This is a genomic window from Polaribacter sp. HA6-7 (genome assembly GCF_055693625.1).
On record NZ_CM146338.1, the window covers coordinates 940,073 to 955,728 of the forward strand.

9 protein-coding genes, 1 tRNA gene and 3 pseudogenes are annotated in these 15,656 nt (G+C 34.4%); 12 read left to right on the top strand and 1 reads right to left on the bottom strand.

What is annotated here, in order from left to right; genetic code table 11:
- The first annotated feature begins 46 nt into the window (after positions 1-46).
- Positions 47-4,320 (top strand): annotated as a pseudogene (gene rpoC / locus ACZ1HD_RS05240) (DNA-directed RNA polymerase subunit beta').
- 112 nt (positions 4,321-4,432) lie between these two features.
- A complete protein-coding gene (locus ACZ1HD_RS05245; protein ID WP_077808831.1) occupies positions 4,433-4,744 on the top strand; it encodes a DUF3467 domain-containing protein in 312 nt (103 codons plus the stop codon).
- Between the two features lie 34 nt (positions 4,745-4,778).
- Here ACZ1HD_RS05245 and aroC read toward each other — a convergent pair.
- Positions 4,779-5,844 (bottom strand): annotated as a pseudogene (gene aroC, locus ACZ1HD_RS05250) (chorismate synthase).
- A 235-nt stretch (positions 5,845-6,079) separates the two neighbouring features.
- Between aroC and ACZ1HD_RS05255 the strand changes: the two are divergent.
- The 10 genes and pseudogenes from ACZ1HD_RS05255 to ACZ1HD_RS05300 all read left to right on the top strand — a co-directional run bounded on the left by ACZ1HD_RS05255 (position 6,080) and on the right by ACZ1HD_RS05300 (position 15,628).
- Positions 6,080-6,164 (top strand) — tRNA-Ser (locus tag ACZ1HD_RS05255).
- Positions 6,165-6,808: 644 nt separating this feature from the next.
- On the top strand, positions 6,809-7,516 hold the full coding sequence (locus ACZ1HD_RS05260) for a PKD domain-containing protein (protein ID WP_472688819.1): 708 nt from the start codon (positions 6,809-6,811) through the stop codon (positions 7,514-7,516).
- 49 nt (positions 7,517-7,565) lie between these two features.
- On the top strand, positions 7,566-8,009 hold the full coding sequence (locus ACZ1HD_RS05265; protein WP_472688820.1) for a hypothetical protein: 444 nt from the start codon (positions 7,566-7,568) through the stop codon (positions 8,007-8,009).
- Complete coding sequence (locus ACZ1HD_RS05270; protein ID WP_472688821.1) at positions 7,955-8,155, top strand: hypothetical protein; 201 nt, start codon at positions 7,955-7,957, stop codon at positions 8,153-8,155. The genes ACZ1HD_RS05265 and ACZ1HD_RS05270 overlap by 55 nt, the downstream gene beginning before the upstream one ends.
- Positions 8,106-9,353 (top strand): hypothetical protein, encoded by a 1,248-nt coding sequence (locus tag ACZ1HD_RS05275; RefSeq protein WP_472688822.1) that lies wholly within the window; start codon positions 8,106-8,108, stop codon positions 9,351-9,353. The genes ACZ1HD_RS05270 and ACZ1HD_RS05275 overlap by 50 nt, the downstream gene beginning before the upstream one ends.
- A gap of 104 nt (positions 9,354-9,457) precedes the next feature.
- A complete protein-coding gene (locus ACZ1HD_RS05280) occupies positions 9,458-12,148 on the top strand; it encodes a hypothetical protein (protein ID WP_472688823.1) in 2,691 nt (896 codons plus the stop codon).
- A 155-nt stretch (positions 12,149-12,303) separates the two neighbouring features.
- Complete coding sequence (locus ACZ1HD_RS05285; protein ID WP_472688824.1) at positions 12,304-12,417, top strand: hypothetical protein; 114 nt, start codon at positions 12,304-12,306, stop codon at positions 12,415-12,417.
- Positions 12,380-14,871, top strand: a pseudogene (locus tag ACZ1HD_RS05290) (hypothetical protein); the annotation flags it as partial. The gene ACZ1HD_RS05285 and the pseudogene ACZ1HD_RS05290, both read left to right, overlap by 38 nt.
- Positions 14,860-15,135, top strand: coding sequence for a hypothetical protein (locus ACZ1HD_RS05295; RefSeq protein WP_472689288.1), 276 nt, complete (start codon positions 14,860-14,862; stop codon positions 15,133-15,135). The pseudogene ACZ1HD_RS05290 and the gene ACZ1HD_RS05295, both read left to right, overlap by 12 nt.
- Complete coding sequence (locus tag ACZ1HD_RS05300) at positions 15,065-15,628, top strand: hypothetical protein (RefSeq protein ID WP_472688825.1); 564 nt, start codon at positions 15,065-15,067, stop codon at positions 15,626-15,628. Before ACZ1HD_RS05295 ends, ACZ1HD_RS05300 begins: the two co-directional genes overlap by 71 nt.
- The last annotated feature ends 28 nt before the right edge of the window (positions 15,629-15,656 follow it).

The following is a 15,656-nucleotide window of genomic DNA, read 5'->3' on the forward strand; positions in this document are numbered from 1 at the left end:
AGTCTCATTGAGGCCATTTTTACAATTTTAATTCGAATCCATCAACATGGCAAGAAAACAAGAGAAGTACACTGTAAAAAAGTTTAATAAAATCTCAATTGGTTTATCATCACCGAAGCTATTTTAGAAATTTCTAAAGGTGAAGTTTTAAAACCAGAAACAATAAATTACCGTACGCACAAACCAGAAAGAGATGGTTTATTTTGTGAGCGTATTTTTGGTCCTGTAAAGGATTATGAATGTGCTTGTGGAAAGTACAAAAGAATTCGCTACAAAGGTATCGTTTGTGATAGATGTGGTGTAGAAGTAACAGAAAAGAAAGTACGTAGAGATAGAGTAGGACACATTAATTTAGTGGTTCCTGTTGCTCATATTTGGTACTTTAGATCATTACCTAACAAAATGGGGTACCTTTTAGGTTTACCTTCTAAAAAGTTAGATATGATTATTTACTACGAGAGATACGTAGTAATTCAGCCAGGTATTGCTAAAAATGTAGAAGGAGAACCATTACAAAAAATGGATTTCTTAACAGAAGAAGAATACTTAGATATTGCTGATGAATTACCTCAAGATAATCAATATTTAGAAGATTCAGACCCAAACAAGTTTATAGCTAAAATGGGTGCTGAGTGTTTAATTGACTTATTGGCAAGAATCGATTTAGAGCAATTATCTTTCGATTTAAGACATAAAGCAAACACAGAAACTTCTAAACAACGTAAAACAGAAGCATTAAAGCGTTTAAATGTTGTTGAGGCATTTAGAGATTCTCAAAAAAATAGAGAAAATAATCCTGAGTGGATGATTATGAAGGCGGTTCCGGTAATTCCACCAGAATTAAGACCTTTAGTTCCATTAGATGGAGGTCGTTTTGCTACTTCAGATTTAAATGATTTATATAGAAGAGTTATTATTAGAAACAACCGTTTAAAGAGGTTAGTTGAAATTAAAGCTCCTGAAGTTATTTTACGTAATGAAAAACGTATGTTGCAAGAATCTGTAGATTCTCTATTTGATAACACACGTAAATCATCTGCAGTAAAAACAGAATCTAACAGACCTTTAAAATCTTTATCAGATTCATTAAAAGGTAAACAAGGACGTTTCCGTCAGAATTTATTAGGAAAGCGTGTTGATTACTCTGCACGTTCTGTAATTGTTGTTGGACCAGAAATGAAATTATCTGAATGTGGATTGCCAAAAGATATGGCAGCAGAACTTTACAAGCCTTTTGTAATTAGAAAATTAATTGAAAGAGGTATTGTTAAGACTGTAAAATCTGCAAAGAAAATTATAGATAGAAAAGAACCAGTTGTTTGGGATATTTTAGAAAATGTAATTAAAGGGCATCCAGTATTATTAAACAGGGCTCCTACCTTACACAGATTAGGTATTCAAGCTTTTCAACCAAAATTAATTGAAGGAAAAGCAATACAATTACATCCTTTAGCATGTTCTGCATTTAATGCCGATTTTGATGGGGATCAAATGGCTGTTCACTTACCATTAGGACCGAAGCTATTTTAGAAGCACAATTATTAATGTTGGCTTCTCATAATATCTTAAACCCTGCAAATGGTGCACCAGTAACTGTACCTTCTCAGGATATGGTTCTTGGTTTATATTATATGACAAAAGAAAGAGTTTCAACTCCAGAAGTGCCTATTAAAGGTGAAGGATTAACTTTTTATTCTCCGGAAGAAGTAACTATTGCTTTTAACGAAGAAAAAGTTGATTTAAATGCTGGTATTAAAGTAAGAACTCAAGATATAGATGAAAATGGAGAACAAGTAACTAGAATTATTAAAACTACTGTTGGTAGAGTTTTATTTAATGAAGTTGTTCCTCCGGTTGCAGGTTATATTAATGAAGTATTAACTAAGAAAAATTTACGTGGAATTATTGGTGGCATTTTAAAAGCTACTAATATTCCTACTACTGGAGAATTCTTAGATAATATTAAAAATATGGGATATAAATTTGCTTTCCAAGGTGGTTTATCATTCTCATTAGGAGATATCATTATTCCTGCAGAAAAGCAAGGAATGATCGATGCAGCAAACAAAGAAGTAGAAGCAATTGTAGGTAACTATAATATGGGTATGTTAACGCAGAAAGAGCGTTACAACCAGGTAATTGATATTTGGGGAAGAACAAATAACGATTTAACTGAGTTATCTATGAAACGTTTACGTGAAGATCAACAAGGTTTCAACTCGGTATACATGATGCTTGATTCTGGGGCAAGGGGTTCTAAAGAGCAGATTCGTCAGTTAACAGGTATGCGTGGATTAATGGCAAAACCTAAAAAATCTACTGCAGGAGGTGGAGAAATTATTGAAAATCCAATTCTTTCTAACTTTAAGGAAGGTTTATCAATTTTAGAATACTTCATTTCTACTCACGGTGCGCGTAAAGGTCTTGCCGATACAGCATTAAAAACAGCCGATGCGGGTTATTTAACACGTAGATTGGTAGATGTTTCTCAAGATGTTATTATCAACGAAGAAGATTGTGGTACATTAAGAGGTTTAGAAGTTGCTCCATTAAAGAAGAATGATGAGATTGTAGAATCTTTATCAGATAGAATTGAAGGACGTATTTCTTTAAACAACGTTTATCATCCAATAACAGAAGACTTACTTTTAGAAGCTAACCAACCTATTACTTATCAATTAGCAAAAGCAGTTGAAGAGTCTCGGTGTAGATAGTGTAGAAGTTAGATCTCCGTTATCTTGTGAATCTACAAAAGGTATTTGTGCAAAATGTTATGGTCAAAGTTTATCTACTCTTAACAAAGTTCAAATTGGTGAAGCAGTTGGTGTAATTGCAGCGCAATCTATTGGAGAACCAGGTACACAGTTAACGTTACGTACATTCCACGTTGGTGGGGTAGCAGGTAACATTTCTGAAGACAATAAGTTAATAGCTAAATTTGATGGTAATGTAACTATTGAAGATTTAAGAACTGTTGTTGGTAAAGATAGCGAAGGTAACGATGTTGACATTGTAATTTCTAGAACAGCAGAAATTAAAATTATAGATAAGAAAACAGGAATTACTCAAAGTACAAACATTATACCTTATGGATCTATCATCTTTGATAAAGAGAGAAAGACTATTAAGAAAGGTGATGTAATTGTACAATGGGATCCATTTAACGGTGTAATTGTTTCTGAATTTAGTGGACGAGTTAAGTTTGATAACTTAGAACAAGGTATTAATTACTCTGTTGAAGTTGATGAGCAAACTGGTTTCCAAGAAAAGGTAATGATCGATTCTAAGAACAAGAAAATTATCGCTTCATTGATTATTGAAGATGAAGATGGTAATGCTTTACGTTCTTATAGTTTACCAGTAGGTGCACATTTAATGATTGATGATGGACAGATGGTAGAATCTGGACATACGTTAGTTAAAATACCAAGAAAATCTGGTAAAGCAGGTGATATTACAGGAGGTTTACCTCGTGTAACAGAATTATTTGAAGCACGTAATCCTTCTAATCCATCAGTAGTATCAGAGATAGACGGTGTTGTTTCTTTCGGTAAAATTAAGCGTGGTAATAGAGAAATTATTGTTGAATCTAAAACTGGAGATATTAGTAAGTATTTAGTTAAACTTTCTAACCAAATTTTAGTTCAAGAAAATGACTTTATTAAAGCTGGTATGCCATTATCAGACGGAGCTACAACTCCTTCAGATATATTAAGAATTAAAGGACCATCTGCAGTTCAAGAATACTTAGTAAACGAAATTCAAGAAGTATATCGTTTACAAGGTGTAAAAATTAATGATAAGCATTTCGAAGTAGTTGTACGTCAAATGATGCGTAAAGTTAAGATTATTGATTCTGGAGATACTTTATTTTTAGAGAATCAATTAATTCACAAAATTGACTTTATCAAAGATAATGATGCAATTTACGGAATGAAAGTTGTTGAAAATGCTGGAGATTCTGAAAATTTAAGAGCGGGACAGATTATTTCTGCACGTCAATTAAGAGATGAGAATTCTTTATTAAGAAGAAACGATCAGAACTTAGTTGAAGCTAGAGATGCGAGACCAGCAACAGCAGAACAAGTTTTACAAGGTATTACAAGAGCATCTTTACAGACGAAATCATTTATTTCTGCAGCTTCTTTCCAGGAAACTACAAAAGTATTAAATGAAGCAGCTGTAAGCGGTAAAGTAGATACTTTAGAAGGATTGAAAGAAAATGTAATTGTAGGTAAGAGAATACCAGCAGGTACAGGTATGAGAGCTTATGAAAATATTCTAGTTGGTCCTAAAGACGAAATAGAACAAAGTTTCTAATAGTAGCTTTTATTAGTAATATATTTTAAAAGTTGAATTGTTTACTGTAACCTGTTTACATTATTCAATTCAACTTTTTTTATTATAAATTAATTGATATATAAACAAGATTATGGAAGAAAATCAAAATAAAGACGGACAATTAAATATAGAATTAGATCAAGAAATTGCAGAAGGTACATATTCTAATTTAGCTATAATTAATCATTCTGTTTCAGAGTTTATAGTAGATTTTATTAATATTATGCCTGGTGTACCAAAGGCCAAAGTAAAGTCTAGAATTATTTTAACTCCGCAACATGCAAAAAGACTTTCTAAAGCATTGGCAGAAAATGTTAGAAAGTTTGAACAACAAAACGGTGAAATTAAAGATTATGAACAACCACCAATTCCAATGAATTTTGGGCCAACTGGTGAAGCATAAAAAAAGCGAAACTTTTTAAAGTTTCGCTTTTTTATTATATTTTTCTTGTTTTGTTTAATAACCAAAAATCTGCTAATACTAGAGCAGTCATGGCTTCAACAATAGGTACAGCTCTTGGTACAACACAAGGATCATGACGCCCTTTACCAGTTATTTCTGTTACCTCATATTCAGAGTTTATAGTTTGTTGATTTGTCATTATTGTAGCAACAGGTTTAAAAGCTACTCTAAAGTAAATATCCATTCCGTTACTAATACCTCCTTGAATTCCTCCGGAAAGATTAGATTCAGTAGATCCATCAGCATTAAAAATGTCATTATGCTCAGATCCTTTCATTTTTGCACCACAAAAACCACTTCCAAACTCAAAACCTTTAACAGCATTAATAGATAACATTGCTTTGCCTAATTCTGCATGCAATTTATTAAATATAGGTTCACCTAAGCCAACAGGTATATTTTGTGCAACACATGTAATAGTACCGCCAATAGTATCTCCTGCTTTTCTTATTTCTTGAATTTTAGCAATCATTTTATCTGCAGAACTTTCATCCGGACATCTTACAATGTTGTTTTCTGTCTTAGAAAAATCTAAATCTTGATAAGGCTTATCAATAAAAATATCGCCTACAGAGGAAGTAAAAGCATTAATTTTCATTGATGCTATTAATTGTTTTGCTAAAGCGCCAGCAACAACCCAATTGGCAGTTTCTCTAGCAGAACTTCTACCACCACCTCTATAATCTCTACCTCCAAATTTTTTATCATACGTGTAATCTGCATGTGAAGGTCTATAAACATTGGTGTTATGATTGTAGTCTTTAGATTTTTGATTGGTATTTCTTATAATAAAACCAATAGAAGTACCTGTAGTTTTTTCTTCAAATATACCGGATAAAAACTCTACCGTATCTCGGTTCTTTACGTTGTGTTACAATTTTAGATTGACCAGGTTTACGTCTATTCAATTCATTTTGAATAGCTTCTAAATCAATTTTTAACCCAGCAGGAAAACCATCAATGACACCACCAATAGCGGTTCCGTGAGATTCACCGTAAGTGGTTACTTTTAATAATTTTCCAAAAGAATTAAATGCCATTTTTTTTGTATTTATTTACAAATATAATAAAGTGTTCTCGATGATATTATCTTTTGTAATATTTTAAATGATACCTATAATTTTTATTTTTTGGTGATAGTCTGAATATTAGTGTTATAGAGAATTAAAAATATTATTTTCAAATTTTTTTAAAAAAACTTCATTTTTGTTTTTCAGAATTAAAAAACCTTTCTATATTTGCATCCGCATTCAGGGGATACCTGATGAGACACTTGGAGAAATGGCAGAGTGGTCGAATGCGGCAGTCTTGAAAACTGTTGACTGTAACAGGTCCGGGGGTTCGAATCCCTCTTTCTCCGCCTAGAGATTTACAAATCTCACCAAAAGCCCACAAACATTATGTTTGTGGGTTTTGTACTTAATAGAATTTATTTTCTAACCTTACGTTTATTTTTTTTCAGCGGATATATTCTAATCAAATCTATTTATCAAATAAAAATATTCTTTATGACGATTTAATTTATCTAATTATTTTAAAAAATTAGTAGAAGTAATAGTGTTTTTTGTAAAATTGAATTTTAAGTAATGATTTTATTTATATAATTGAAAATTTTTAAAATACTGATATTCTGTTTTTTTATATTTTTTTCTAAAAAAATATTTTTTATGTGACTTTATAAAAGAAATTGTTTCTCAATAATATATATATATAAATAGTAGTTGCTTTCTATCAAATAAATTTGCATTTTACTTTAATTTATTATCATAAGTTATTTTTTTATATATATTTGCGTTCCTCCAATAAAAAAATATGCGCAATTTAATATTTAGCGAAATTAAAATTAGAGGAATTGAAACCGACTATTACCTTATTACTAACTAATAAAAAATCTTGTTGTTTAAAGACAGTTAATAAATATATTGTCTTTTAATCAAAGCAGAATACACCTTGTAATTATACAAGGTGTATTCTGCTTTTTGTTTTAAAATAATTAAATTAAATATGAGGAAAAATTACTTATCTACAAATTACACTTCTTATTCATATAATAAAGTGTCATTAATTTTTGCATTATTTGCTATTATATTATTTAGCAATAGTTCATATTCACAAACCTGTAACCTAAATGCTGGTAATAGTAAAACTATATGTGTTACAGATGGTTTATTTTTAACTAGTTCTTCTTTTGGTATTGCTCCTGGTGATACAGATCCTAAAGTAGTTAATCCAAGATGGACACAAGTTTCAGGACCAAGTGTAATTTTACAAACACCTAATTCAGCTTCTACGATTGTAGACGGATTAGTAGGTGGAGAAGTTTATGAGTTCAAACTAACAGGAGAATGTTTTGATGGTTCCGGTGATAACTCACAAAATGTAACGATTACTGTTAATGAAAATACTTTGGCAGAGGCTGGTGATAATATTAGCGGTTGTCCTGGTGTTTATTCGCTTTCTGCAAATGCACCTAACACAGCTATTGGTGAGGTTGGTGAGTGGACAATTAACGGAAATGACAATGCAGGTGTAACAATAGCAGATGTTAATTCTCCTACAACTACAATTACATTAAGTGATACAGAAGTTGGAGATACTACATTAAGATGGTCTATTACAAATCCAACTCAAACTAAAACTTGTCCTACAGACGACCTTGTAGTAATTACAAATCTAGGAGGTGATCCAGTTGTAGATGCTGGGCCGATTTAGAAGCATTTACAGATGTGCCGAATGTTATACAAATTTTCAAAGTGTAACAATGTCTGCATCTGTTGGTGGTTTAGGTAATGGACAACAAGGAACTTGGTCTTTTGTATCGGGTCCTGCATTACCAAACATCGTTGATTTAAATGACCCCAATACAGTTGTAAGCCAATTAACAGAAGGTTCTTATACTTTAAGATGGACGGTAAACGGTCCTTGTGCTACAGGAACAGATACAGTTACTATAAATGTGCCTGCAGCAACTCAACAAAACACGAGTTCAGATGCTGGTCCAGATCAAGTATATTGTACACCAGTAACATCTACTGTTCTAGAAGGTAATTTGCCTCTTTATGCAGGTGAAACTGGTTTATGGACTCAAATTGATAGTAACCCTCCTGTAACTTTTAGTGATAATACAAGTAATACAACTACAGTTTCGGAATGTCTGGTACAGCAGATTATAGATTTAGATGGACAATTACTGCACCTAATTTAGGAAATCCACTTTACGAATGTGATTCTTTTGATGATGTAAGTGTATTGTTTAGAAATGATCCAACTACAATTGATGTTAACGGAGCAACTAATACTATTGTACTTCCAACTACTCCGAGAGAATCCTATACCTTCTTCACCATATAATAGTGTAGATTTACCTTATGTTTTTTCAGGAGGAACTAGTACAACAGCTGCTTTAGTAAGTGGACCAGGTACAGTAGTGCCAGTTTATACATATTCTTCAGGAAATATAAATGTTTCTGGTTTAGATGACATTGGTACTTATGTAATACGTATTACAAGATTTGCTTCAGGAGAAGGTTTAACAGGTTGTGGTTCTGCATCAGAAGATATTACGATTATAGTTTCAGAAGCACCCGGAGCAAATCAAGATATGGCAGCAAATGCAGGTACAGACTCTGTTTTACCCTGTGGTGATGCTTCTACAAACTTAGCGGGTAACGATCCTACAGCAACACAACCAGGTGTAACAAATGTATACACAGGTTATTGGACTCAAATTGATGGGCCAGGTATTGCAGTGTTTGCGGATGAAACTTTATATAACACATTAGTTACAATGCCAGGTTCTGGAGTTTACAACTTTAGATGGCATATTGTTAGTGGTCCTCCTGGGTCAACACCTTCTACAGACGATACGCAAGTAACTGTGTCTGTTACACCAAATTCTCAAATAATTCCACCGCCAACAACAAGTAATCTTTGTGCTGGTGATTTTATATTAGAGGCTACACCATTAGCTTCGAATGAAGTTGGTGAATGGGTTCAGGTAGATGCTAATCCAGCAGTGGTTTTTTCTGATAAGAATAATATAAGAACATCGGTAAATTTAGCACCAAACACTACTTACCAAATTGAGTGGCAAGTAGCAACTACGGCTGCTACACCATGTACTTATGCTACATCAGTTACATTAGATGTAGATTCAGATGTTGCACCATCGGCTGCATTTGCAGGGGATGATGTATGTTTGGCAAGTGGTACAACAAGTGTAACTTTAAATGCGGACGCATCGAGTTTTAATGATACAAATCAAACAGTAGGTGAGTGGACAATTGTTAGTAAGCCAAATGGTGCACCGGACCCTACTACCACATACGGTATAAAAACTCCTGGGCAAGATGCAGTTGCAGCACAAGATGCTATACCTGCACAAGCTGCTGTTACATCACAAAACCCTGTTACATCACAAAATGCTGTTACGGCGCAAGATGCAGTTAGTGCTCAAGTAGCTATTGTGGCATCTCCTAATCCTCAAGACATTGCATATCAGCCAGCAGTTCCGGCACAGCCAGAAATTTTAGCGCAACCGAAGTTCTAGCACAACCGGCTGTAGCTTATCAAGCAGCAATCCCGTACCAACCTGCGGTAGCCTATCAACCTGCTCAAAACGGACAACCGGAAGTTTTAGCGCAACCAGAGGTTTTGGCACAACCAGAAATTTTAGCGCAACCAGCGGTAGCTTATCAACCAGCGGTAGCTTATCAAGCAGCAATTCCTGCTCAGGCAGAAGTTCCTGCTCAAACAAATGTAATTATTACTGCTGCGGATGCTCAAGATGCAATACCTGCACAAGTTGCTGTAGCGGCACAAGTTGCTGTAGCGGCACAAGATGCAGTAACAGCGCAAAATACGGTAACAGCACAAGATGCAGTAACAGCGCAGGCAGCTATACCAGATTATTATTATTCACAAACAGATGCAGACCCAAATGCAACTTATACAGGTTTACAAGCAGGTCAATATGTTTTTGAATGGAAAACCACAAACCCTTCTGCATGTACAACAGAATTTACAGATACGGTTTCTATTACTGTAGATCCTGGAGTAATTTATGATGCCGGAACAATTACTGATGTATGTGCAACGAGTCAACCAATATCTGTTACAATGAATGCAGATGATCCTGCTGTTCATGGTTTTACAGGTACTTGGGTTTTAAAGCAAGGGGATAATTCTTGGTCTGTAGACGATATAAATTCACCTACAGCAACTTTTTCTAATTTAAAACCAGGATATTCTTATGAATTTGAATGGAATGTAGATAAAGGTCTTTGTACTTATGATAATCCAGATTCAGTAAGTTTTGATGTGTATTTACAAGCAGAAGATGCAGCTTTAACAGGTGCGTCTTCAGATACTACGTGTGGTACTTCTTATGTATCATCTCAAGTAGATAACTCTACTACAGTTTATGGAGGTTTAGGATCGCAAGCTGTAGCAACCCCAGGAAACGGTGGTACTGGAATATGGTCTATAGTTTCAGGACCAAATAATCCTACAATAAACGCCACAAACCCAGATCTTACAGTTTCAGGAATGTCTACAGGTGTTTATGTTTTTAGATGGACAATTTCTTCGGATAATCCATTTTGTCCTCCGAGTGTTCCTTCTGTAGATTTTACGTTAACTGTAAATGAACCAGCAGATGCAGGTGCAGATATAGATTTATGCGATGCAACATCTGTTATCTTACAAGGAAATGAAACGTTATCCAATAACGGTACATGGACTTTTTTAAGCTCTACAGGTTCAGATAGTCCTAATCCTGTTTCAATTGGAAATGGATTAGCCACTGTTGATATTATTCCAGGTAATACATATCAATTTACATATACTACGCCTGGTGTAGCTTGTGGAGATACAGATACTGTAACTGTTACAAACAGTGCACCACCAGAAACACCTAATGCAGGTACAGATCAAGAGGTTTGTTTGGGAGATACGAACATTGCAACAATGAATGCAACTGCGTTAACAAGTCCAAGTGAAGGTGAATGGTCAGTAATAAGTGAACCAGCTCCAGGCGCTGCGAATATACTTGCAGTTAACAATCCAACAACAAATATTGAGCTTTCTACAACAGTAGAAGGTTTGTATATATTTCAATTTAAATCAACCAATCCTGGAAGTAATTGTACTAACGGAATAAGTGATTTTGTTCGAGTTAATTCTTATTTAGAACCAAGTGATGCAGTTATTACGCCAATTCCAGATAATTCTTGTCAGTTTTCAACTGTTTTAGAGGCTGCAACACCAATAAACGGTTTAGGAACTTGGGAATTAATTGATAGTAATAGTTTAGATGGTAGTGGTAATCCTTATAATATTGCTGCATATGATCCGCCAGCATCTTATACACCAGGAGATATTTCAATTGATAGCCCAAACAATCCAACAACAGCTCTTTCTATAGTTAATGAATATACATTAGCTTTAGGTGATTATACTTTTAGATGGAAGGTTGCAAACGGTAGTTGTGCAACTAAAGAAGATATTATAACAATAACTTATAATGGTGTTCCTCCAACAGAACCAGATGCAGGACCTAACCAGTTTTTATGCGCGTCTTCTTCTGTTGTAATGAATGGTAATAACATAACTGTTGGTACCGGAGAGTGGTCTCAGGTAGGTACTACACCATCAATAGTAACTTTTGATAATAAATTTAATGAAGATACAGGAGTTACAGGATTAACAAGTGCAGGAGTTTATACTTTTATGTGGACTTCGTCAAATGGTGGATGTTCTTTCTCTGATACGATGGAGGTAACAATTACAGATGATGTAGCAGCAGCAAATGCGGGCCCAGATCAAAATTTATCTCAGTTTGATGCCGTTGTTTTAGCAGCAAACGACCCTTTACCAGGAGAAGGAGTTTGGACATTCGTATCAGGACCAAATACACCAAATATTTTAGATATAAATGACCCTGCTACAAATGTTGCAGGTACAGTACCAGGTACTTACGAATTTACTTGGACAGTTGATAATAATCCATGTGCAAGAACTACAGATAACGTTGTTATAACAATATTACCTAGTGTAGATTTAGATTTAGAAAAAACATTAGTAACACCTTTACCAATCAGTGTAGGTGATGTTTTAGATTTTCAGATTGAAGTTACAAACAATAATGCCAATTTTGACGGAACAGGAGTAAGTGTGTTAGACGAACTACCAATAGGTTATTCTATTGTAACAGGTTCTGTAAGTAATGGAGGTATTTATAATGCTGGAGGGAGAAGTATTAATTGGGATGGTTTAACAATTTCAAAAGGTAGTTCTGTTATCTTAACATATAAAGTTACAGTAGAAGCTTCGGACCTTATATAAATACTGCACAAATTACAAGCTTAGATCAATCAGATCCAGATTCTACACCTAATAATAATGTCTTATCAGAAGACGATCAAAGTTCTGTAACTACAACACCGGGTCCGGTAGTAGATATTGCTTTAGTTAAAACGGTAAATAACGCAGCTCCAAATGTGGGTTCTAACGTTATATTTACGATAACTGTAAATAATAACGGACCAAGTAATGCTACTGGTATTGCTGTTTCAGATGTGTTACCATCTCGGTTATACATATGTAAGTTCTAATTCTGCAACAGGTGGCGCAAGTATCGATGATTCTACACCAGCCTCCGGAACAGGAATTGTATGGACTGTTGGGAATTTAGCAAATGGAGCATCAGAAAGTTTAGATATTACGGCTACAGTTAATGCGTCAGGTTCATATAACAATACCGCTTCAATATCAGCAACAAATGAAACAGATTCAGATACTTCTAATAACCAAGATTCTGAAGCAACAGTTCCAGTATCTGTTGCAGATTTAAATTTAACAAAAACGGTAAGTGCACCAGCAAATGGTTCAAGTTATTTAGTTGGCGAAAAAGTTAAATTTACAATTACTGTTAATAATGCAGGACCAAGTATTGCTACAGGAGTTAATGTGGTAGAATATTTACCAACAGGATATTCGTATGATGCCGATAATGGTTCTGGAGCTTATACACCAGCAACTGGTTCTTGGGTTATAGGTACTATAGCAGCAGGAGGATCTTCAGTTTTAGAAATTGATGCAATTATTAATGATTCGGGTAATTATAATAATGTAGCAGAAGTAGTTCATTCAGATCAACAAGATCCAGATTCTACACCTGGTAACAACACTATTACAGAAGATGATCAAGCACAAGTAGATATTACACCAACAAAGGTGGCTAATTTATCACTTGTTAAAACAGTAGATGAATCAACTCCTATAGTAGGGGATAATGTTAAGTTTACACTTGCTTTAACAAATTCAGGCCCAAGTGATGCTACATCAGTAGTAGTTAATGATCAATTACCTGTAGGTTATACATTTGTAAGTTATACAGCAACTTCAGGTGCTTATGATTCAGCTACTGGTAATTGGACGCTTTCAGGAAGTGTTTTAAACGGAAAAACAGAATATTTAGATATTGTAGCGATGGTAAACGCTGCAACAGGTGCTGCTAATGAATATAAAAATGATGCTGAAGTTACTGCAACAGATCAATTTGATCCAAACTCTACAGAAAATAATGGAGCTGTAACCGAAGATGATTATTCTACTACAAGCACAACACCAACACCTTTAATAGATTTATCGTTAACAAAATCTGTAGATAACGTGCAAGTTGTGGCAGGTACGGATGTGGTATTTACAGTAATTGTATCTAATGACGGACCAAGTAACGCAACAGGAGTAGTAGTTACAGATCAATTACCATCAGGATATACTTTAGTAAGTCATACTGGTGGCGCAAGTTACGTGCCAGCTACGGGTGTTTGGACTATAGGAAATTTAGCAAACGGAACAACAGCTACTTTAAATGTTACAGCAACTGTATTAGCTACAGGAAATTATACAAATGTTGCAGAAATTACAAGTGCAACAGAAACAGATGTTGATTCTGCACCAAACAATGATGATTTAACAGAAGATGATCAAGATGAGGTAACAGTATCTAGAGATCCTTTAGTTAACTTGAGTTTAACTAAAGGAGTTGATGTTTCTTCACCTAATGTAGGTAGCAATGTTAAATTTACAATTACAGTAACAAATGCAGGACCAAGTAACGCAACAGGAGTTGTGGTTTCAGATGAATTACCAAGTGGTTATAGTTTTGTAGGAGCAACACCATCTGTTGGATCTTATGATTCAGTATCAGGTTCTTGGACCATTGGAAATTTAGGAATTACAAATGCTACTTTAGAGATTGAAGCAACAGTTTTACCAACAGGAGATTATGACAATATTGCCGAAATTACAGGTACTACAGAAGTAGATGAAAACTCTACACCTGGTAATAATGATATTTTAGAAGATGATCAAGAAAAGGTAGTTGTTACACCTGTAGAAAGAGCAGATTTATCTGTATCTAAAGTTGTAGATATATCTTCGCCAAATGTTGGCGATAATGTTACGTTTACTATTGATGTAAGCAATGCAGGACCAAGTGATGCTACAAATGTTGTAATTACAGATCAATTACCAACAGGTTACCAGTTTGTAAGTGCAAGTCCAACAGCAGGAATGTATAATAGTACAACGGGGTTATGGACTGTATCAAGACCAATTATAGCAGGAACAACAGAAACAATTCAAATAGTAGCCACAGTTTTAGAAAGTGGAGTTTATAAAAATGATGCAGAAGTAACAAGTAGTGATCAAGCAGATCCAGATTCTACAGTAAATGATGGAACAGGAGATGATTTTTCAACAGTAACACCATCACCATCACCATTAGTAGACCTTGCTTTAATGAAGAGAATAGACAATGCAACACCAGATGTTGGTTCTAATGTTGTCTTTACCATAGAAATAGCAAATAATGGACCTAGTGATGCAACTAATGTAATTTCTAACGATGTTTTACCTTCGGATATTCTTGGGTAAGTGATGATAGTGCTGGAGCTTATGTTCCTGGTACTGGCGTTTGGACTATTGGTAGTTTAGCTAACGGAACAACAACAAGTTTAAATATTACTGCAACAGTATTAGCAACTGGCGTGTATACAAATACAGCAAATGTTACGAGTACAGAAGCTGATAGTAATTCAGCTAATAATACAAATAGTATTTCTAGTACACCAAGAGATGTAGCTGATATAAGTCTTTTAAAGACAGTAGTAAATGCAACACCAAATGTTGGTGAAAATGCAGTATTTAATTTAACAGTAAATAACGCAGGACCAAGTGTTGCAACAGGAATAATTGTTACAGATCAATTACCATCTCGGTTATTCTTATGTTTCATCAGTACTTTCCGGTACAACCACATATAATAGCGTTTACGGAGCTTGGACTGTTGGTGCTTTAGCAAACGGAGCTTCAGCAACATTGTCTATTACAGCTAAAGTTTTAGGTACAGGAAATTATGATAATGTAGCACAAGTAACAGGTGCAGATCAACATGATTTAGATTCAACACCTAATAATAACAATCCATCAGAAGATGATTATAGTGAAGTACCAGTTACACCTATAAATAGTTCAGATCTAGTAACAACTAAAGAGGTAGATAATCCAACTCCTAATGAAGGAGATACAATTATTTACAAAATTGTAGTTACAAATAACGGAGGAACAACTGCTGCAACAGGAGTAAGTTTAACAGATAATTTACCAGCAGGAGTTACTTATGTAAGTGATGACAGTTCAGGGGCTTATAATTCAGGTTACGGAATTTGGACAATTGGTGACTTAGCGGTTAACGCAAGTGTAACTTTAAATATTACAGCTACAGTTAATGCTAACACTTCGGTAACTCAATTATAAATACTACTTCGAGAGCATCAGGAGATCA